21 protein-coding genes and 1 pseudogene are annotated in these 20,359 nt (G+C 52.3%); 13 read left to right on the plus strand and 9 right to left on the minus strand.

The genetic code is table 11. From position 1 onward, the window contains the following. Nucleotides 1-264: pseudogene (locus tag ACZAHD_RS09950) on the plus strand (nickel transporter); the annotation flags it as partial. Here the strand turns inward: ACZAHD_RS09950 and ACZAHD_RS09955 are convergent. After that, nucleotides 261-767, minus strand: coding sequence for a MarR family winged helix-turn-helix transcriptional regulator (locus tag ACZAHD_RS09955; RefSeq protein WP_462456617.1), 507 nt, complete (start codon nucleotides 765-767; stop codon nucleotides 261-263). The pseudogene ACZAHD_RS09950 and the gene ACZAHD_RS09955 sit on opposite strands and share 4 nt — an antisense overlap. A gap of 81 nt (nucleotides 768-848) precedes the next feature. On the opposite strand from ACZAHD_RS09955, the gene ACZAHD_RS09960 reads away from it, so the two are divergent. Then, a complete protein-coding gene (locus tag ACZAHD_RS09960; protein WP_462456618.1) occupies nucleotides 849-1,730 on the plus strand; it encodes an EamA family transporter in 882 nt (293 codons plus the stop codon). A gap of 85 nt (nucleotides 1,731-1,815) precedes the next feature. Here ACZAHD_RS09960 and ACZAHD_RS09965 read toward each other — a convergent pair whose 3' ends face one another. After that, the gene (locus tag ACZAHD_RS09965) at nucleotides 1,816-2,028 is read right to left on the minus strand and encodes a YdgH/BhsA/McbA-like domain containing protein (RefSeq protein ID WP_015585822.1); all 213 of its coding nucleotides are present in this window, start codon (nucleotides 2,026-2,028) and stop codon (nucleotides 1,816-1,818) included. 388 nt (nucleotides 2,029-2,416) lie between these two features. Here ACZAHD_RS09965 and ACZAHD_RS09970 point away from each other — a divergent pair, with 388 nt between their 5' ends. The 8 genes from ACZAHD_RS09970 to ACZAHD_RS10005 all read left to right on the plus strand — a co-directional run bounded on the left by ACZAHD_RS09970 (nucleotide 2,417) and on the right by ACZAHD_RS10005 (nucleotide 9,868). After that, on the plus strand, nucleotides 2,417-2,743 hold the full coding sequence (locus tag ACZAHD_RS09970; protein WP_462456619.1) for an antibiotic biosynthesis monooxygenase family protein: 327 nt from the start codon (nucleotides 2,417-2,419) through the stop codon (nucleotides 2,741-2,743). Further along, entirely contained in the window at nucleotides 2,736-3,125 is a 390-nt protein-coding gene (locus tag ACZAHD_RS09975; protein WP_462456620.1) for an amino acid-binding protein, read from the plus strand. The genes ACZAHD_RS09970 and ACZAHD_RS09975 overlap by 8 nt, the downstream gene beginning before the upstream one ends. Before the next feature lie 6 nt (nucleotides 3,126-3,131). Next, nucleotides 3,132-3,833, plus strand: coding sequence for an ArsR/SmtB family transcription factor (locus ACZAHD_RS09980; RefSeq protein ID WP_462456621.1), 702 nt, complete (start codon nucleotides 3,132-3,134; stop codon nucleotides 3,831-3,833). A 483-nt stretch (nucleotides 3,834-4,316) separates the two neighbouring features. Further along, nucleotides 4,317-4,925, plus strand: coding sequence for a fimbrial protein (locus ACZAHD_RS09985; RefSeq protein WP_462456622.1), 609 nt, complete (start codon nucleotides 4,317-4,319; stop codon nucleotides 4,923-4,925). 95 nt (nucleotides 4,926-5,020) lie between these two features. Then, nucleotides 5,021-5,722, plus strand: a complete 702-nt coding sequence (locus ACZAHD_RS09990; RefSeq protein WP_462456623.1) for a fimbrial biogenesis chaperone — start codon at nucleotides 5,021-5,023, stop codon at nucleotides 5,720-5,722. 11 nt (nucleotides 5,723-5,733) lie between these two features. After that, nucleotides 5,734-8,220, plus strand: a complete 2,487-nt coding sequence (locus ACZAHD_RS09995; RefSeq protein ID WP_462456624.1) for a fimbria/pilus outer membrane usher protein — start codon at nucleotides 5,734-5,736, stop codon at nucleotides 8,218-8,220. After that, nucleotides 8,211-9,203 carry a fimbrial protein gene (locus ACZAHD_RS10000; protein ID WP_462456625.1) on the plus strand — a complete coding sequence of 331 codons (993 nt, stop codon included), beginning with the start codon at nucleotides 8,211-8,213 and terminating at the stop codon, nucleotides 9,201-9,203. The genes ACZAHD_RS09995 and ACZAHD_RS10000 overlap by 10 nt, the downstream gene beginning before the upstream one ends. 77 nt (nucleotides 9,204-9,280) lie before the next feature. Then, entirely contained in the window at nucleotides 9,281-9,868 is a 588-nt protein-coding gene (locus tag ACZAHD_RS10005; RefSeq protein ID WP_462456646.1) for a fimbrial protein, read from the plus strand. Between the two features lie 46 nt (nucleotides 9,869-9,914). Here the strand turns inward: ACZAHD_RS10005 and mrkJ are convergent, their stop codons facing one another. The 6 genes from mrkJ to ACZAHD_RS10035 all read right to left on the minus strand — a co-directional run bounded on the left by mrkJ (nucleotide 9,915) and on the right by ACZAHD_RS10035 (nucleotide 15,262). Continuing rightward, complete coding sequence (mrkJ, locus tag ACZAHD_RS10010) at nucleotides 9,915-10,631, minus strand: cyclic-di-GMP phosphodiesterase MrkJ (protein WP_462456626.1); 717 nt, start codon at nucleotides 10,629-10,631, stop codon at nucleotides 9,915-9,917. 133 nt (nucleotides 10,632-10,764) lie between these two features. After that, a complete protein-coding gene (locus ACZAHD_RS10015; protein WP_462456627.1) occupies nucleotides 10,765-11,280 on the minus strand; it encodes a helix-turn-helix transcriptional regulator in 516 nt (171 codons plus the stop codon). Between the two features lie 64 nt (nucleotides 11,281-11,344). After that, on the minus strand, nucleotides 11,345-12,040 hold the full coding sequence (locus ACZAHD_RS10020; RefSeq protein WP_462456628.1) for a flagellar brake protein: 696 nt from the start codon (nucleotides 12,038-12,040) through the stop codon (nucleotides 11,345-11,347). A gap of 419 nt (nucleotides 12,041-12,459) precedes the next feature. Then, entirely contained in the window at nucleotides 12,460-13,320 is an 861-nt protein-coding gene (locus ACZAHD_RS10025; RefSeq protein WP_462456629.1) for an aldo/keto reductase family oxidoreductase, read from the minus strand. 116 nt (nucleotides 13,321-13,436) lie between these two features. Next, nucleotides 13,437-14,666: an amino acid permease gene (locus ACZAHD_RS10030; RefSeq protein WP_462456630.1), complete on the minus strand. Its 1,230-nt coding sequence runs from the start codon at nucleotides 14,664-14,666 to the stop codon at nucleotides 13,437-13,439. A 134-nt stretch (nucleotides 14,667-14,800) separates the two neighbouring features. Then, nucleotides 14,801-15,262, minus strand: a complete 462-nt coding sequence (locus tag ACZAHD_RS10035) for a multidrug/biocide efflux PACE transporter (RefSeq protein ID WP_462456631.1) — start codon at nucleotides 15,260-15,262, stop codon at nucleotides 14,801-14,803. A 140-nt stretch (nucleotides 15,263-15,402) separates the two neighbouring features. Here ACZAHD_RS10035 and ACZAHD_RS10040 point away from each other — a divergent pair, with 140 nt between their 5' ends. From ACZAHD_RS10040 to ACZAHD_RS10050, 3 genes are all read left to right on the plus strand, one after another. Next, nucleotides 15,403-16,293: a LysR family transcriptional regulator gene (locus ACZAHD_RS10040; protein WP_462456632.1), complete on the plus strand. Its 891-nt coding sequence runs from the start codon at nucleotides 15,403-15,405 to the stop codon at nucleotides 16,291-16,293. Nucleotides 16,294-16,389: 96 nt separating this feature from the next. Beyond that, nucleotides 16,390-17,568: an acetyl-CoA C-acetyltransferase gene (locus tag ACZAHD_RS10045; RefSeq protein ID WP_462456633.1), complete on the plus strand. Its 1,179-nt coding sequence runs from the start codon at nucleotides 16,390-16,392 to the stop codon at nucleotides 17,566-17,568. Between the two features lie 253 nt (nucleotides 17,569-17,821). Continuing rightward, complete coding sequence (locus ACZAHD_RS10050; protein ID WP_462456634.1) at nucleotides 17,822-18,517, plus strand: oligogalacturonate-specific porin KdgM family protein; 696 nt, start codon at nucleotides 17,822-17,824, stop codon at nucleotides 18,515-18,517. A gap of 273 nt (nucleotides 18,518-18,790) precedes the next feature. Here ACZAHD_RS10050 and ACZAHD_RS10055 read toward each other — a convergent pair whose 3' ends face one another. Further along, the gene (locus ACZAHD_RS10055) at nucleotides 18,791-19,966 is read right to left on the minus strand and encodes an oligogalacturonate lyase family protein (protein ID WP_462456635.1); all 1,176 of its coding nucleotides are present in this window, start codon (nucleotides 19,964-19,966) and stop codon (nucleotides 18,791-18,793) included. Nucleotides 19,967-20,359 lie beyond the last annotated feature (393 nt).

Genomic DNA, 20,359 nt, shown 5'->3' on the forward strand with positions numbered 1-20,359 from the left:
TTGGGGATCGTCAGCTGGGGAATTGCCGCGGTCATGACGATGTCACTGGGGACAGCATTATCGATTCTTGGCCTCTCGCTGGCGGTACGCTACGCGCGTGAACGGGCGGTCAGCCTGTTTGCCAGGGATGAAGGCCGCCTGAAATGGCTGATACCGGCGGTAAAAATTGCTGGCGGCGCCATTCTGATACTCTTTGCCTGCGTGCTGTTTCTGACCGTGATCCCGATGAGCGCCAACGGCGATTATATTGCGGCCGGGTGCTAGGACCCTTCCAGCAGGCGCATAAAGACCTTGAGCGCCTGATCCAACTGCCGGCGCTGCTCAGTAGAGAGTCCAGCCAGCAGCTGGCGTTCGTTTTCCACGTGGCTTTCCACCGCTTCATCGATCCGCTCGCGACCCGCCTGGGTCAGGGCGACCAGCAGGCTTCGCGCGTCGTCAGGGTCTGGTAAACGGGTAATAAATCCGCGTTTTTCCAGCACCTTAAGCCGATGCGTCATGGTGCCAGAGGTGATCATCAGCGTAGAGAAAAGCTGGGTCGGGGAGAGGATAAACGGCGAGCCGGCCCGACGAAGGGTGGCCAGCATGTCAAACTCCCAGCGCACCAGATCGTGGCGAATAAAGGCGGACTCTATACGCGGTTCCAGCAGCAGAGCGCAGCGCTTCAGGCGCCCGATGGGGCCCATCGGGCTGCAATCCAGATCCGGGCGCTCCCGTTTCCACTGTTCAAGAATACGATCTACAGCGTCAGCCTGAGATGATTTGTCCAATTGTGCTCACTTATCTTGATATCAAGACATTTGTCGATACATACTTTAGCGACTAATTTACCTTGATATGAAGATAAAATCATGACCTTTTTCCCACGCTCTCCCGTTATCGATTTGCTGTTGACTGCCCTGGCCCCGGCTATCTGGGGGACAACCTATATTGTCACTTCCCAGTTTTTGCCTCCGGACAGACCGTTTATTGCCGCGTTGCTGCGGGTGTTACCGGCAGGGATTGCGCTGCTTATCTGGTGCCGCCGTTTTCCTCTGCGCAATGAGTGGTGGAAGCTTATCGTTACCGGGATCCTCAATATTGGCGCTTTTCAGGCGCTGCTGTTTATTGCCGCTTACCGGTTACCCGGCGGGCTGGCGGCAGTGATTGGGGCAATTCAGCCGCTGCTGGTCATGATGCTGGCGTGGTGTGTCGACAGGCAGCGTTCGCCGTGGGTGGCGGTGCTCTCGGCAGTGACTGGCATTATCGGTATGGCACTGCTGCTGCTGTCGCCGCATACGGTGCTGGATCCGCTGGGGATCATGGCGGCGTTTTCAGGCGCGGTCAGCATGGCGCTGGGTACCTGGCTGTCTCGCCGCTGGGCGATTTCGCTACCGGTGGTGGCGCTGACCGGCTGGCAATTGCTGATCGGTGGCGTGGTACTGGCTCCCGTTGCATGGCTGGTGGATCCGCCGCTTCAGGGGGTGACGTTGACCCAGGCGGCCGGCTATCTGTGGCTCTGCGTGGCCGGCGCGATGCTGGCCTACGGGCTTTGGTTTCGCGGGATTAACCGTCTGCCGTCGGTTGCTGTCTCCGCACTCAGCCTGCTGAGTCCGGTGACGGCAGTGATCCTGGGCTGGATCTTCCTCGGACAGAAGATTGAAGGGGTGGCGCTGGTGGGGATGATCGTGGTGTTGCTGAGTGTGCTGTCGATACAGCGCGCATTAACAAAAAAGCCCCATAAAGGGGCCTGACATTGCTGTACGGTTATTGTGCACCGGGCGCGAAACGGGCCGCCGTCAGGCGGCCTGTCCGGCAATTCCCTCTGCAACCATTCTCTTATTTGGACAGCTCAGCGGTCATATGAACCTGGTTACCGGTATAGGCTTCGGTAATGTGGTAAGACGCGCCTTGATCTTTAGCGATGGTAGCAATTTTAGCTTCTGCGCTGTCCAGGGTATCAGCCGTTACGCTGACCGGGTGCTGAGCGAAGCTAGCGAAAGAAACCAGAGAGAGCATACCGGCAGCGGCAAGTAATTTTACGTTTTTCATGGTGTTTTTCCTTTTAACTTTTTAGGTGGAAAGCGTTGTGCTTTCGATGGGGTTTATAATAAGCATGCTAATTATAACCATCGTTGCAAAAAGTGCGATTTAGATCACACTTTTATGACGGCTGGATGAAGAAATCTTGAAGGTGTCTTTATTTTTTAATTAAAAAACAATGCATTGAGCGTTTTTTTACGAATGTTATGAATGGGATGGGATTGTTGTGGTTATGTGTTTTTTTTGAAAAAAAACGCGGAAATGGATTGCCTGAGAGAATATACGGGCGGCCTTTTTCCCGCTTTCCTGGGGAAGGAATACTTCGTTTAGCGGCGAAGTATCGGCCTGTGGGGATACGATAAAGTGGCGTCACTGTTGATTGAGGAAGGACGACACGATGATTGCAGTACTCTTTGAAGCCGATGTCACCCCGGCAAAACAGACTCGTTATCTGGCGCTGGCGGCGGAGCTGAAGCCGTTGCTCGCTACGCTTGACGGCTTTATTGGCATTGAACGTTTTCAAAGTCTGACCACGCCGGGCAAGATCCTGTCCCTGTCCTGGTGGCGCGATGAAGAGGCGGTGCGGGCCTGGAAAAATAATCTCTGCCATCAGGCGGCTCAGGAAGAGGGCAAAGCGACTATTTTTGCCTCTTACCAGATTCGCATTGTGCAGGTCATTCGCGCCTGGGGTTCAGAAGTGCGGGAAGGGCGCGGCGATGTATGATATTCATGTGATTCTGCCAGATCGTCCCGGCCAACTGGCACGGTTAGGTCAAGTGCTGGGGAAACATGGCGTGGGACTTGAAGGGGGTGGGGTTTTCACCGTCGGTCATCAATGTCATGTCCATTTTCTGGTGGTGGAGGGGGAGCGAGCCAGAAGGGTGCTGGAGCAGGCGGGGATCCCGGTAACGGGTGTCTACCTGCCGCTTATTCGCCAATTAAAACAGGAACAGCCCGGCGAGCTGGGGGCGATAGCTCACGCGCTGGCCGAACGTGGGGTGAATATCCTGACTCAGTACAGCGATCATGCTAACCGCCTGATTTTGGTGACCGATAACTTTTCACTGGCGCAGGAAGTCACGCGTTCCTGGGCCACCACTTTGTGAGGCGTTATGCTAAAACCCGCTCATGTTATTGAGGATGATGAGTCGTTGGCCGTCGCCCTCACGGCGCTGGCGTCTGCCATGGCCGATGCTTCACGGGTGAAAATGCTCTGTGCATTAATGGATGGACGCGCGTGGACCGCGACGGAGCTGGCGACGGTGGCCGAGGTATCGGCCTCGACCGCTAGCGCCCATCTCAGCCGTCTGGTTAGCACCCATTTGCTGGTTTGTCTGGCGCAGGGGCGGCATCACTATTACCGGCAGGCGAGTGCCGATGTTGCTGGACTGCTGGAGAATATGATGGCGATGGCCGGAAAAAGCGCGATTGTGCTGACGACCCGGACCCCGGTGAATCTGCGTACCGCGCGGACCTGCTACGATCACCTTGCCGGTGAAGTGGCGGTGGCGATCTATGATTTCCTGGTGCGCGAGGCATGGATCGCGCCGGACGGTAGCGCGCTGACGGCGAATGGCGAGGCGCAGTTTGCTCGTTCAGGCATTATCTTGCCGGGCGAGAACCGGCGCAAGGTATGCTGTGCATGTCTGGACTGGAGCGAACGGCGCTTCCATCCCGGCGGCGCCGTCGGGGCCGCATTACTGGACCATGGTCAGCGAAAAGGCTGGTTCACCCTGACGCCGGGATTTCGCGAAGTGAGTATCACCCGGACAGGCAGGCTCGCGCTGCACCAGCATTTCCACCTGCAGCTGTAACGAGTTGCTCAACCCCAGGTTGCCAGGGTTAAAAAATTTTTTAACCGGATTTATGCTTTTTCAGCAATCTGCGTCTCAATATTATTCAGTGTGTTCGCTATCGTCATGGTGTCGTATTATTTGCCATGAATATCCCTGTTCGAAATATCTCCATCGCGCCTTATTCCTTCCTGTGTAAATAACCAATAAATTGTTTTTAGCTATTGTTATTTTTTTATTGATAGCTGAAATTTATCATCAGCTCGGTGTAACAAGCTATAAGCAAATGTATATTTATCAACGAAAATAGCATTCTTTGACGCCGACAGCATTAACGGATTCTTTAATCGGAATTCGCGTCCTGACGCCTTAAATATTGCGGCTTCCGGTCAGTCGAAGTTTCTATTCACAGTTGCACAAGTGAGCATCGCATAACGCTTCTGACTTTGTGCAGATTTACTGTTGGTTTATTGATATAAAACTCACTCTGACAAGGAAATGGCAATGAAAAAGGTTCTTCTCTCTGCAGCGATGGCAACAGCATTTTTCGGTATGACTGCAGCGAACGCTGCTGATACTACCGTTGGTGGTGGCCAGGTTAATTTCTTCGGTAAAGTTACCGACGTATCTTGTACTGTTTCCGTCAACGGCCAGGGTAGCGATGCTAACGTATACCTGTCTCCGGTTACGCTGACCGAAGTGAAAGCTGCCGCCGCAGATACCTACCTGAAACCGAAATCGTTCACCATCGATGTTTCCAACTGCCAGGCTGCCGATGGTACTAAGCAGGATGACGTGAGCAAACTGGGCGTGAACTGGACCGGCGGTAACCTGCTGGCAGGCGCTGCGGGCAAGCAGGTGGGCTACCTGGCTAACACCGAAGCCGCTGGCGCGCAAAACATCCAGCTGGTTCTGTCTACTGATGATGCTACCAGCCTGACCAACAAAATCATCCCAGGCGACAGCACTCAGCCTAAAGCAACCGGCGATGCTTCTGCTGTTCAGGATGGCGCACGCTTCACTTATTTCGTGGGTTATGCGACCAACACCCCGAATACCGTCACCACCGGTGTGGTTAACAGCTACGCGACCTACGAAATTACTTACCAGTAATTATCGCCAGAAAATAAAACCGCCTTTTCCGAGGCGGTTTAAAACAATGATAAAGCGGCAATTGCTGCCGCTTATTTTTTTCTTCTGAGGTCAGCATGAAGCATATTGTCCTTTTTTTCTGTTTCATTTTTAGTTTTGCGGCCAATGCCAATAATATTATCGTCAACGGCACTCGCTTTATTTACCCTGGAAATGAAAAAGAAATAACGGTACAGCTTTCTAATACCGCAGATCGTCCGGCGCTGGCGCAAGCCTGGCTGGATAACGGCAATGCTGATGCTACGCCGGATACTATTACCACGCCGTTTATTATTACGCCTCCGATTTCACGCGTCGATGCAAAGAGCGGTCAGACTTTACGTATTAAATTGGGTAGCGCCGCCGGACTGGCCCAAAATAAAGAAACGCTGTGGTGGTTGAATCTGCTGGAAATTCCGCCAGTAGTGGCCAACCAGAAAAATGAAGGACAAAACGTCCTCCAGTTGGCGATCCGTTCGCGCTTTAAGTTTATCTACCGTCCTGCCGGACTGGGTAACCGCGACGCGGCGCCGGAGAAATTAGCGCTTTCAGCCAGCGGTAGCAGCCTGTCAGTCAGCAACCCTACGCCATTTTATCTCACCGTAAGCCGTATTTCCCGCGATGGCGGTAAAGCCCTGAACAGCAAAACGGTGATGCTTGCTCCGCAGTCCAGTCAGACCGTGGCCCTCTCTTCCTCCGTGAGCCGAGGTGAGACCCTGACTATCAATAATATCAATGACTATGGCGCAGATGTGGCAGTGAAAGTAACCGTTAAATAAGGGACACGATCATGAAGCAGAGGTCTATCTGCCCGGGAAGATTAAGTTCAGCGATCGCAATGGCGCTGTTCTGCTTCCCGCCAGTTTCCAGCGGACAGGAAAGCCCGGGAACGGTATACCAGTTTAACGATGGTTTTATCGTTGGCAGCCGGGAAAAGGTCGATCTGTCTCGCTTCTCCGGCAGTGCTATCACGGAAGGGACCTATTCGCTTGACGTCTATACCAACAATGAGTGGAAAGGACGCTATGAACTGAATGTCACCCGCGATAAAGATGGCAACATGGGGATCTGCTACACCCGTGAAATGCTTGAGCGCTATGGCATTTCGGCAGAAAAGCTCAATCCTCAGCTCAGTCAGCAGGAAGGTTACTGTGGACGTCTGAAGGAGTGGCGTAATGACGAAAACGTTAAAGATAACCTGATACAGTCCTCTCTGCGGCTGGAAGTTTCTGTACCGCAAATCTACGAAGATCAACGCCTGAAAAATTATGTCAGCCCGGAATTCTGGGATAAAGGCATTGCGGCGCTGAATCTGGGCTGGATGGCGAACACCTGGACCAGCCACAGTTCTGCGGCGAACGGTTCGGATAACAGCAGCGCCTACCTCGGCATGAATGCCGGTCTGTCGTGGGATGGCTGGCTGCTCAAGCATATCGGCAACCTCAACTGGCAGCAGCAGCAAGGAAAGGCGCACTGGAACAGCAACCAGACCTATCTTCAGCGCCCGATCCCACAAATCAACTCGATTGTCAGCGGCGGGCAGATTTTTACCAACGGCGAATTCTTCGACACCATTGGCCTACGTGGGGTCAACCTGGCGACCGATGACAATATGTTCCCGGACGGAATGCGTTCCTATGCTCCTGAAATTCGCGGCGTGGCGCAGAGCAACGCCCTGGTGACGGTGCGTCAGGGCAACAATATTATTTATCAGACCTCGGTACCGCCGGGGCCGTTTACTTTGCAGGATGTTTACCCGTCCGGATACGGCAACGACCTGGAGGTTTCGGTACAAGAGGCCGATGGCTCGGTACAGGTCTTCAGCGTGCCGTATGCGTCGGTGGCGCAACTGCTGCGTCCTGGCATGACCCGCTATGCGCTGTCGGCCGGTAAAGTCGATGATAATTCGCTGCGCAATAAGCCCATGCTTTACCAGGCCACCTGGCAGCGTGGCCTGAGCAACATGTTTACCGGCTATACCGGCGTGACCGGTTTTGATGATTATCAGGCGTTTCTGCTGGGGGCCGGGATGAATACCGGTATTGGCGCGCTGTCATTTGACATTACCCAGTCGCGGCTGAATAGCGATACCCTGGATGAAAAAGGGCAGAGCTATCGCGCCACCTTTAACCGGATGTTTACCGATACGCAGACCAGCATTGTGCTGGCGGCGTACCGCTACTCCACGAAAGGCTACTATAACCTGAACGATGCGCTGTATGCCGTCGACCAAGAGAAGAACCGCAACAGTAACTATACCCTGTGGCGGCAGAAAAACGGCATGACCTTTACCGTTAACCAGAACCTGCCGGACGGCTGGGGTGGTTTTTATCTGAGCGGCCAGATTGCAGATTACTGGAACCGTTCGGGGACCGAGAAACAGTACCAGCTTAGCTATAACAATATGTTCGGTCGCCTCTCATGGTCAGTCAGCGCGCAGCGCGTGTATACGCCAGATAATTCCGGTCATCGTCGTGACGATCGTCTTTCGGTGAACTTCAGCTATCCGCTGTGGTTTGGAGAGAACCGCACCGCCAACCTGACGTCGAACACCTCCTTCAATAATTCACATTTCGGCAGCTCGCAGATTGGGGTTAACGGTTCGCTGGATAGTGAGAACAACCTCAACTATGGCATTTCAACCACCGCGGTGAGCGGTGGTCAGCATGATGTCGCCTTAAACGGCAGCTACCGTACCCCGTGGACCACGCTTAACGGTAGCTATAGTCAGGGCGAAGGCTACCGGCAGAGCGGGCTGGGCGCCAGCGGCACGCTGATCGCTCATCGTCATGGTGTGGTGTTCTCACCCGAGAGTGGCAACACCATGGCGCTAATTGAAGCCAAAAATGCGGCTGGCGCCATGTTGCCGGGTTCGCCTGGGACCCGCGTCGACAGTAATGGCTACGCCATCCTGCCCTATCTGCGGCCTTACCGGATTAACGCCGTTGAGATCGATCCGAAAGGCAGTCAGGAGGATATTGTCTTTGAACGTACTGTGGCTCAGGTTGTTCCGTGGGAAGGCAGCGTGGTGAAAGTCTCGTTTGATACCACGGTACAGAATACCCTCACGCTTCAGGCACGCCAGGCCAATGGCCAACCGCTGCCGTTTGCCGCAACCATTCTGGACCCGTCAGGGAAGGATATGGGGGTTGTGGGCCAGGGAAGCATGATGTTTATCAGCGATGCCAGCGTTCAGCGCGCAACCGTTAAGTGGAGCGGCGGACAGTGTACGGTAGATCTGAGCCAGACAAAATTAAAGGAAACGGTATGTCGCTGAGTAAACGACTGATGATAGCGCTTGGCCTGCTGGCCCTTGGAACATCGACGGCCTGGGCGGACTGTTCGCGGAGATCGGCAAGCACGGTAAAACTTGATATGACCATGGGACGCGTGGTGGTGTCGCCGGATCTGCCGGTAGGGGCGGTTATCGCGAAACAGGACTGGACTATGCCGGCGGGCAACGGCGTTAGCTATTACTGTACCAATACCAACACCTTCAAGGCCAATATTGTCGCAACTGGCGTTCAGGATTTAGGGAATAAGGTCTATTCCACTAGTGTTCCAGGGATTGGCATGCGTTTTAGCCGCGGCGGCGCCACGGTTAATATTATCTATCCCGGGTCCTTCACGTCGAACGGAGGCACAGGGACTAATTACTCTCTGGAAGGCTCGCGCTTTACTCTTGAACTGATCAAAACCGCAGCAGTTACCGGCAGCGGTACGCTGGCGACGGGGATATATACCTCCTATGACTGGGAAAGGGGGAATAATCCGATTCTGCAAACCTACCTCAGCGCCAATGCGATCACCATTGTCTCCCCTTCCTGTACGGTACTGAGCGGGAAGAATATGAACGTTGATGTGGGCAGTATTAAGCGTAGCGATCTGAAAGGGGTCGGTACAACGGCAGGCGGCCGGGATTTTAATATTGAGCTGCAGTGCAGCGGTGGGGTAAGCGAGTCGGGTTATGCCAATATCGAGACCTCTTTTTCCGGAACCCTGGCAACCGGCACAACGGTTAAGCAAGGGGCATTGCTCAATGAAAAAGCCGGGAGTTCCGCGGCAAAAGGTGTCGGGATTCAGGTACTGAAGGATGGCGTGCCGCTGGAATTTAATAAGAAGTATAGCGTAGGCACGTTGCGTTCTCAGGAAACGCGTTACTTTACGCAACCTTATCATGCGCAGTTTTATCAATACCTGCCGACAACCAGTACCGGCGAGGTGGAATCGCACATGATCTTTAACCTGACGTACGATTGATTCAGGAGACGGGCATGAAGCAATATGGATGTGGCGCATATAGCCAACAATGCATCAGGCTGGCCGTCGCTGGCGCGATGCTTGCCGCCTCGTCGGCCTATGGTTTTATGACCAATTATGATAATGGACGCGTGGATTTTGTCGGCCGGGTGACGGATATCTCCTGCAGCGTTGCGCTTAACGGCGGTAATAATGCCGGAAGCGGCAATGTCTGGCTGGCGCCGGTGAGCCTGGCGGAAGCCCATGACCGTGGGGCCGGTGCATTTATGAAGCCGCAGCCTTTCACTCTTGAGTTGTCCAATTGCCAGCTCCGCCATGATGGCGGCGCGGCGGATAAAAATGAGATTCGTGCGGTGAGCGTGCGCTGGATTGATGGATTTATGCTCAATGCTGTTGCAAACGAAAACGCGGGCTATCTGGCAAACACGCTACCGGATGGGGCGCATAATATCTATCTGGCGCTGTCAACGAATGATAATAATACGCTGGATAAAAGTAATAAAATTGTGCCCGCCGATCCGCAGCAAAACCGCGTACCGATTGTTGAAAAATCGGTTAATGGCGGCGTATTTACTTATTATATCGGTTATGTCACGCCGTCCCCCGAAAAGGCGACAACTGGCCCACTGACCAGCTGGGCAACCTGGGAACTTGTGTATAATTAAGGGCGCGATATTTAGCGTATAAAAATACCATATGACTCCGATATTTTTATACGCTGATCCTTTCCTGAACCAGTCGTTCAATGCTGACTTCTTTCCAGTAATGACCCTGAATCGCAAACCACTCCATTCCCTTAAGCCAGTTTTTATGTGCTTCGCTCTCGACACCTTCAATGATGACATTGTGGTTATTGCGTGAAAGGAATGTCACCAGCGCATCCATCAGTGGCCGCCCGGATTTTTTCTGCATGAGGTGCCAGAAAAAATCTTTGTCAATTTTGACATAATCAAAATGGTATCCGCGAATAGCATTAATGCCGGCATAACCAGAACCAAAGTCATCGAGCCACAATGTGGATGTATGGGGGCTTTTCCAGCTGGCTAATGCATTATTCAGCAGACTTTTGGCATTTTCTGTAACTTCAAAATGCACACATTTCAGTTGGTTGATGTAGGTTTCGATTTGCGGCTGGCGCAAAATGCCAAGAATATGATCGTCCACATTGATTGTGGCGAAAATACCATTATCAATAAACCATGCCTGATGCTTTTCAATCAATGCCAGTTGCTCCATGAAAATACTTTCACGGAGTGCTGTATTGGCATGACGAAAGAAAAAGTCAGGGGCCACAGGAATAGCATCAAAGCGACTTAAACACTCCACTGCAACGAGTGTGTCCTGCGGTGAGAACATTTTTTGAAAAACATAACGAACAGAGATATCGCCACGGGATAAGTTATAGTCAGAATATGTGTTAGCGTTCATTTTCTCGTGCCAGAAATTTTACAGAACATTACTGCAGGGTGAAATTATTATAAGTGACCAGCCTGCAGTTTGGAATGATTATTAAAACTAACTTTTCAATTAGTTTTCCATTTTTGATTGCTGTGTGTTTTTATTAGCATTGAAACATATCGACTATCTTATTGTGCATCGCTCGCGAGTTATGCAGGCCAAGTTTTTGCATGATATGAATCCTGTGGCTGTAAACGGTTTTATGGTCAATATTGAGTAAGGTGGCAATTTTTTTGTTGTTATGGCAGGCCATGGTTAGCTCCAGCACCTGGCGCTCTCTGGTGGAGAGCTTCTTCGGCAGTGAAAAATCGCCGCCGTCTATGGAAGAACTGACGGCGCGGTAAAAATCATTTAATGGTGTTTTTTCTGTAAGAATCAGTGTCTTATCTATATCTATCAGCTCTCTGAACAGGCTGGAAATATCGCTTCTGACCACCAGGATTAGTCGCGTGCAGTGCAGAAGATACGGGCGCATTTTGTTGAGCAATAACATCGTGTCGGCAGCAGAAAAGTCCTTATGGATGACGTTAAAAATAACGATCCCAGACAAGGGGGCGAGAGCCCCCTGAGTGATATCCTGATAACGGAAGGTGGTAATATTTTTATTATTATCAACCATGTATCTATAAATTGATTGACCGACTAAATTATCATCGGTATACAGAAATATCCTGTCCAAGGGATCAGACTCTCTTTTTTCGCTTGGCTTCCAGAATGAAATCGAGCAGCATTTTCTCTATTCTGGTCTTATCTTCGCGGTGGCGGAATTTAAACTGGCAGGAAATCTGGTGATAGCTTTCACTGTCTTCATTAACGGTCACTTCAACAACATTTTTAATGGCTAAATCAATGGTGATTTCACCATACTCAGCCAGAGACAGAACTGAGTTTTTGAGGATTGAATTATGTGTGAGAAACTTCAGGTTCGGATTTTTCGCGATCAGCGCACAGCCGCCATCCGAAATGTCTTTAATATCGAAAAAGTAGTTTTCGCCATTCCTGTGTCGGCCACGACAAAAAAAGTCATAACGGTGATGTAGCCGAAAACGAGGATCGCGGCGTCGTTGTACCACGTGAATACATTCGGGTAAGGCAAAGGATGCTTTATTGCCGTGCTCTGCATCGGCGTTATAACTTTTCTTTAACGACGAACTGAACTCAATCTTTCCTGAATCACTATGCAGGATGAATTTATATTTATGTCCAGGGGGGATCTTGCTATGGCTGACGATATGGAACTCAGCAAAATCTACCCGGATAAGCTGGGTCATGATGTTTTTGTTATTAAAGAAAACCTCTATCTCGGAGCGCTTTCTAAGTTCCTCCCTGAAAATAGCAATGATTTCATACCGACTGGTCTTTATTGTTCCCTCTGTCATGTAAAGTCCTTGTTGATTTTTATTGTGTGTAGTTGATTTGTTCTTATGGCAATGACAACATTCTGATTGCATTAACCAGATGTTTTTATGAGCGTTTGATGTTATTAGCTATCTTTGTCGCTAAATTGATTTGTATAAACGTCGAATTCGATATTGTTTTTCCTGTAATTAAGAGTTGTAAAAATTTTTCGGAAGGCACAAACGACAGAAGTCCCCAATAAGGAGACTTGTCAAAAGAGTATAAATCAATACTGTATATGGGGTTGTTTAGCGCAGAATAGTGCAAACATATACCCATTTTTCGGATATATAGTGCCAGCAGCGTTGGGCTAATTCCAGACAAATAGCCGGAGAGAAAATGGTGCCCGGCAAGAACCTGTGCGGAGGGGAACACACAGGTGTGCCGAAGGCAGTCAGCGCTACAGTTTTGCTAATGTAGAGATGGCTTCCGGAGGCAGGGTTAACGCGCCTGCAGCCAGGTTCTCCTGCAGGTGCTGGAGCGAAGAGGTGCCTGGGATCAGCAGAATATTAGGCGAACGCTGCAGCAACCAGGCGAGCGCCACCTGCATCGGCGTCGCCTCCAGTTCGGCGGCAACATCGTTAAGTTCCTGGGCCTGTAGCGGAGTAAATCCCCCCAGTGGAAAGAAAGGGACGTAGGCTATATTTTGGGCGGCAAGCTGATCAATCAGCGCATCGTCTGCGCGATTGGCGACGTTATATTGGTTTTGTACGCAAACAACGGGCGTCATCTTTTGCGCATCGGCCACCTGCTTCGCCGTGACGTTGCTGAGGCCGATGTGACGAATAAGGCCACGCTCTTTAAGTTCAAGCAGTGTGGTCAGCGGTGCTTCCAGCGAACCTTCTACCGGTCCGTGGGTACTGAGCATGCTGCGCAGATTTACGATCTCCAGGACATCAAGCCCCAGATGACGCAGATTATCTTCCACCGCCTGCGTGAGTTCTCCTGGCGACATCGCCGGCAGCCAGTTGCCCTTTTCATCACGACGCGCGCTGACTTTCGTGACGATGCAGAGATCGTCTGCATAAGGATGGAGCGCTTCGCGAATCAGCTGATTAGTAATATGCGGGCCGTAAAAATCGGCGGTATCAATATGATTGACCCCCGCCGCTACTGCGGCGCGCAGGACACGTATAGCGGCATCGGGATCGGCTGGCGGGCCGAATACGCCGGGGCCAGCTAGCTGCATGGCTCCGTACCCCAGGCGATAGACCTGACGATGACCTAATGTTCCGCTTCCGGATAATTTTACGCTGGACATGGCGACTCCCCAATGGTGTGTAAACCCTAAGTGTAAACCTGGTGAGGAAGTCCGGATGGCAGGAATATTGGCAGAATGTGCGGCGGCGGTGATAACCGCCGCCGCAGAGGGGAAGATTAGCGAAAGAACATGACCGAAACGCACAGCAGGCCAACCACCAGGGTGATGAAATTCCCTACTGAACGGTAGGATTTGAGTGCGGGAATGATATAGGTCGACAGCGTTGGCATGATGAACAGGATCATGGCGATCAGCGGGCCGCTGATGGCGTAGATCATGGAAATGGCGTTCGGGTTGATGAAGCAAACCATGAATGTCAGCGTCGAGACCAGCAGAATCGACATCGCGCGGTTGAAGGCGCGGCTTTTGCGAATGCCGACCTGATTCAGCGACGTTTTCACGATTTCGCTGGCGCCTTCAATCACGCCAAAATAGGTACCGAGAAATGACTTCGACATGGCCACTACGGCGACCACGATGCCCGTTACCGCCAGCCACGCCGGGGAGCCAGGCATCATCGATAGCGCGGAGAGGATAGTCACCCCTTCGTCGCGCGCGTTTTCAATATAGGAGACCGGTATCGCCAGCAGGCAGCTGAAGACAAAAAACAGCACGCTGGCGCAGATGATGGTATAGGCCACTTTCATGATTTTCTTACATTTACCCATAGCCAGTTCACCATATTTCTCCTGCTGATCGATAGCAAAAGTGGAAATGATAGGTGTATGGCTAAAAGCGAAAACCATCACAGGAATCGAGATCCAGACCTGATGAAAGGTATGTGAGGTCAGTTGCAACTGGCTGGTGAGATGCTCAGGCTGCCAGTCGCCGATTAAATAGACCGACAAGAACAGGAAGCAGGCAATCAGCGGGAACACCAAAAAACCCATCACCTTAATCGTGACATGGCGGCCCATCAAAAAGATCAGGTTCAACACCATGACCACTGCCAGACTGAGCATGGCCCGAACGGCGGGCGTAATCGGCATATGTCTTGCCAACTGCTCGGCGAGCGAGTTGGTGATTGCCACGGCGTAAATCAGGACCACGACGAAGAAGGCGAGGAAATAGAGCGCGGTGATCAGATTCCCCACTGTCTTGCCGTAGTAATGGTTTACCGCCCCGGTGATCCCGACGCCGGGCGCCACTTTCGTGGAGAGAATGAACTGACTCAGGGCTTTGTGCGGCCAGTAGGTTAATGGCCAGGCGACCAGTGCGGTGATGAACAGGACAATGGCGCCAGCGGACCCGAGCTGGATCGGCAAAAACAGGGTGCCAGCGCCTACGGCAGTGCCATATAAGGCAAAACTCCAAAGAGTCTCTTCTTTAGACCAAATTTTAGACATTGTATGAATTTATCAACCGTAAAAACAAAAAAAAGGAGTGTAATTTACCACAACAATGAATGAGCGGTTGCGATACTTTCGGATGACAAATCAGGCAGGGATTCGCCAGGTACCCACCCGGCGATGAAGAACAGTTAGCTCCGTGCCAGGAGCCGCTGCTGGCGGTATTTCAGTACGCGCTCGCGCAGCGTATCCCATACCCAGTTAAACAGCATGGTGTAGGGCAGGAAGAACAGCATAAAGCCGATTTCCAGCATAAACGCCTGGATCAACGTGACCCCGAGAACCAGAGCCACGGCAGTGACCCCGATAAGAATAAAACCGCACTCGAAGCCGATGGCGTGCAGCGCGCGGACTTTCAGGGTCCTTACCACGCGAGATACTGGCCAGAGGCGGTCAAAAGCGGCGTTGTAAATCAGGTTCCATACCATGGCCAGCGTCGCGAGCAGCACACTCAACCCACCCATTTCAAGAACCGAACGCTGCATCAGCCAGGCGGCGGTGGGGGCGAGAATTAAGGTGGCGAGTCCTTCAAAACTGACCGCATGGATAACGCGCTCTGTCAGCGTCTTATGCTGAAATTTGTTCTGTTTCATGGCTTGCTACCTCCGAAAAAGCCGTTGTTCTGACCGGGTCCCTCTGCAATAGGAGGGAACAGATTCTGAGAAATTCCTCCACATTTTATGGATAAATATGATAATAAAAAGATAGATTCCATCGATAAAGTAGATAGTTCATGCGCTATTCTCCCGAAGCTCTCACCGCCTTTGTTGAAGCGGTGGCCTGCGGATCGTTTTCTGCCGCCGCCCGCAGGCTGCGCAAAAGCCAGTCCACCATCAGCACCGCCATTTCGAATCTTGAAGCCGATCTGGGCGTCGCGCTGTTTGACCGCGCAACTCGGCATCCCACATTGACAGCGCAGGGCGAACAGGTTCTGAGTTACGTCAAAGCGATTCTGGCGGCCAGCGATCGGCTGGATGAGCTGGCTATTTCACTGTCTGATGAAACGGAAGCGCGCCTCACGTTTGTGCTCTCCGATACGCTGCACCCGGATGTGCTGGAGGATCTACTGCAGCAGTTCGATCGTCGTTTTCCCCACACCGAGTTTGAGTGTCTGATAGGGGAAGATGAGGATGTCATTGACCTGCTGCAGAAGGAGCGTGCGCAGGTGGGGCTGATTGAGGCCAGAGATCGCTATCCGACGGAGATTGGTAGCACCCGGCTGCCGTTACAAACGGCGATGGCTATCTACGTGGCCCCCGCACATCCGCTGGCGGCACAGAAGCGGGTCGCGTGGGATGAGCTGCATAGCTGGCGAGAACTACGCCTGAGTACTTTTCTGGCCAGCTCGCTGGAGCCGGCGAAAGGACAGGTCTGGTCGGCACCGAACTATTTACTGCTGCTCAGCATGACAGTACAGGGGCTGGGATGGTGCATTTTACCCTGTGCGCTGGTTGACGAGTTTGCCGGTTCAGGCACGCTGGTGGCGCTGAACATTCCCGGCTGGCCGCGGGCGATCTCCGTGGATTTACTGTGGAATAAGAAGGCGCCGCCGGGGAAAGCCGGGAGCTGGCTGCGTCAGCATTTACAGCGTCAGGAACCCGCAACGCGGGGCCAATCTTTGTGATTTGCCTCACTTTCTTTAAACAATTGTGAAATTTTTTGATAACAATTCTCTACTATGTTGCTGTTTCTTTGCACAGAAGCAGGGCTGAGGTAGAGGATGAAAGATGTCGTAATCGTTGGTGCGTTGCGCACCCCTATAGGGTGTTTTCAGGGAACATTGTCGCGCCACTCTGCGGTAGAGTTGGGCAGCCTTGTGGTCAAGGCGCTGGTGGAGCGTACCGGTATCGACCCGCAAAGTGTTGATGAGGTGATCCTCGGGCAGGTACTGACTGCAGGAACCGGGCAAAACCCGGCCCGTCAATCGGCGATTCGTGGCGGGCTGCCGAATACCGTTTCTGCCATTACGATTAATGACGTGTGTGGTTCCGGACTGAAGGCGCTGCATCTGGCGACACAGGCAATCCAGTGCGGTGAAGCTGACGTGGTGATTGCCGGCGGCCAGGAAAATATGAGCCGGGCGCCGCACGTTCTCACCGATAGCCGCACCGGCGCTCAATTGGGCAACAGCCAGCTGATTGACAGCCTGGTTCACGATGGCCTGTGGGATGCTTTCAACGACTACCACATGGGCGTCACGGCGGAAAACCTGGCGCGTGAATATGGTATCAGTCGCGAGCTACAGGATGCCTGGGCGCTGAGTTCACAGCATAAGGCCCGGCGGGCGATTGATTCAGGGCGCTTTCGCGATGAGATTGTGCCGGTGCTGACCGAACTGAACGGGGCGCCACGCACCGTTGATACCGATGAGCAGCCGCGGGTTGATGCCAGCGCCGAAGGGCTGGCCAGCCTGCTACCTGCCTTCGATCGGCTGGGCTCGGTGACCGCGGGTAACGCGTCCAGCATCAATGACGGCGCGGCGGCAGTAATGATGATGAGCGAATCGAAAGCGCAGGATCTCGGTCTGCCGATCCTCGCGCGGATCCGCGCTTTTGCCAGCGTCGGCGTCGATCCGGCCCTGATGGGGATCGCGCCGGTACATGCGACGCGCCGCTGTCTGGAAAGAGCGGGCTGGCGGCTGGATGAAGTCGATCTCATCGAGGCCAATGAGGCATTTGCCGCCCAGGCGATTTCTGTGGGCAGAGTGCTGGAATGGGATGAGCGCCGGGTCAATGTCAACGGTGGGGCGATTGCGCTGGGCCACCCGATTGGGGCATCCGGCTGTCGTATCCTGGTTTCTCTGGTGCACGAAATGATTAAACGCGATGCCCGCAAAGGATTGGCGACACTCTGTATTGGCGGTGGTCAGGGCGTTGCGCTAGCGGTAGAACGCGCATAATTCCGCTCTGCTTTACCTGCTTCTCAAGCCTCCTTGCGGAGGCTTTTTTATTGGGTTTTTTCCCCACAGATCCCGGAAAAATTCAGCGAAAAAGGGGTGATAAAGGCGTTTTTTGTTGAGCTTTGTCACGTCCTGCTGTGCCATGTTTTTTGAAACAAATAATTACGATCCTGATCACTAAAGCATTAATCCTTAAAAAATAAAATACAGTTTCATAAAATAGAAACGAAATTTTAATTTTAAGGGGTATCCTATGTTTGCAAGATCTCTGGCCCTTGCTACGCTCTGTGCCGCAGCTTTTTCCGCTTCTGCCGTCACGGTTGATTTGCGTCATGAATTCATTGATGGAGGTAAGACAGATAAAACCAACGCCGATCGCGTCTCGGTCTCCCATCGCTTTGCCAACGGATTCGGCTTCTCCGTTGAGGCGAAGTGGAAGTCAGGCGGCGATAATACCGCTCAGCCGTATTCAGATTTTGTCGGCAACGGCCACGAAGAGACCATTAGCTGGCAGTGGAAGGCGAGTCAGAACTTCTCCGTGACGCCAGGGTTTAATATTGAGAGCAACGATAGCCGCTCAATCTACAAACCCAATCTGCGCGTCCAGTACAGCTTCGATAATGGTTTCTACGTGGCGGCTCGTTATCGCTACGACTATACCCGCTATCCGGCGAGCGCCGGCAAAGACGATGATAAAGTGAACCGTGGCGATGCGTGGGCCGGTTTTGTTATGGGCAACTGGCGTACCGAGCTGAACTATGTGTATGCCCGCAGCACCGAGGGCGTGAAGCGCAACGACAACAAGCCGTACTCCCAGGAGTACAATGTGAAGCTGGCTTATAAGCTCGACAAAAACTGGGCGCCGTATGGTGAAATCGGTAACGTTGGCGTAAATGACCGCAGCGATCGCCAGACCCGTTTCCGCGTCGGGGTGGCTTACAGCTTCTGACAAAACAACCTTCCGTCATTACCTCGGCTCCGTGAGTCGGGGTTTTCTGTTTTTGTCGTCCGCTGCGCTTCCTGTTAGCGCTGATTCAGGCGAAAGCCTGTTTTGCCACCCGCGCTGTCGAGAGGGCCTGCGGAAGGTTTACACCTACGGGCTTAACAGAAGGCACGAAGAAAACGGCTTGCGCCTGCCTCAGGGATTCCTCCGGGGGTCATACAACAAAAAAAGCCCTCCGTGAAGGAGGGCAAGGCCAGTGACAGAAACACGATACTGATGTTACGCCCGTAGCATCTCAGGATGCTCTGGCAGTTTCGCTATATAAATCGCCGGTTTACCGTCTTTATCTGAGCTGAATAAAATCGCGCGATCGTCCGGCGTAAATGACGGATGCGGATGGGTGACCTGACGGCTATTGGCGACCGTCGCCCAGGATGTATCATGCCGGGCAACGCGGAAGTAAGCCTGTTTCGCGACATCGAAGACGTAGAGATAAGGGTCGTTATCAATGGTGTAGCCGCTGGTATCTTTTACATCCACTGGCGTACCAGAGCCATCCCCAACCAACAGCGTGCCATCGAAATTGCTCATCAGATGTGAGCAGGCGGGCATTTGCATCAGTGCGGTATTGATGTCGGTATCCGGATCGAAGCGATAAATCGTCCGTCCCTGCTGACCTTTCAGATAGGAGACATAAATCAGTGCGGATCCGTTCGGGACCCAGAATTCGTGCGTGCAGCTTTCGCCATCGGCATGCTCTTTGACTTTCCGCACGTGACTGCCATCTTCGTCGACCATCCATATCCGGGCGTCTACCAGATCGTGCGGCCCTTCATGGCAGAAAGCGACGGTATGGTCATCGAACGGACGGTAGATAGGGTGACCCAGCCATTTTTTCTCTTCATGAATAACGCGGCTCTCACCGCTTTGCAGGTCGACGCGCAGCAGACGGCTGTGCGGACCTTTATGGAAAAAGTCGTGGAAAATCTGCCAGTCGTTAAGCGGCGTCCAGTCGCTTTTGGCGATCTCAATACCGACCAGTTTGCTGCAGTTGCTGTTGGCAACCCAGGTACCGTATCCGACCCACTCATCCGGGACGCGATAGACCTGACGTTCCTCGAGGGTGGAAAGGTTGACCTCCAGCAGTGTGCGGTCGTTTTTCACGTAATAGAGCGCGGAGTCATCCGGTGAGAGAAAGCCGCCGAAGGTATTATCGCCGGCACCTTCTGTGAGCTGAACGGCTTCAGCTGTCGCGATATTTAACAGATAGTAGTTCCAGTGGCCATCAAACTCGCCGGCGAACAGCAGGTGGCTGCCATCATTAAAAAAACACTTCTGATAGAAATAGTTACGATGACAGGTTACTTCCGGAGGGGTTAAGCGGGTGATCTCCGCGCCGGTATCCGGATCGCGACTGACTGCATAATTCAATTTTACCCGCATGCCTTTAGCCATGATGTACTCCTTTTCCTTCCTGCGATGCCGCCTGTCTGAAGGGGACGTGTAGTCAGGTGAGGTTGATTTAAAAGATGAGTGTTAATTTATCAAAACATCGTTTCATTATATGTGATGGCAAGCGCAATTCACTATAAAATGTTGCTCTGGATCGCGGTTTTTCCGCTCTGCTACCCGGTGTATCGGCGCTGACTTTGTTTTTATGCCCGCTTTTTGCGTTTTTCTCTCATTTTCCAGAGTTAGATTAACTAATTGTATTTTATTGTTTTTGTTTCTTTTCCTGTGCATCGCTTCGTGATCCGTTTTGCATTTTTGATAAATATACCGTTAAAATATGAAACGTTGTTTTAATAAAAATTGAAAACACCTTTCCTCAAAGGTAAGATGTCAATA

Origin of the sequence: Raoultella sp., assembly GCF_039594335.1 — a bacterium.
GTDB lineage: Bacteria > Pseudomonadota > Gammaproteobacteria > Enterobacterales > Enterobacteriaceae > Klebsiella.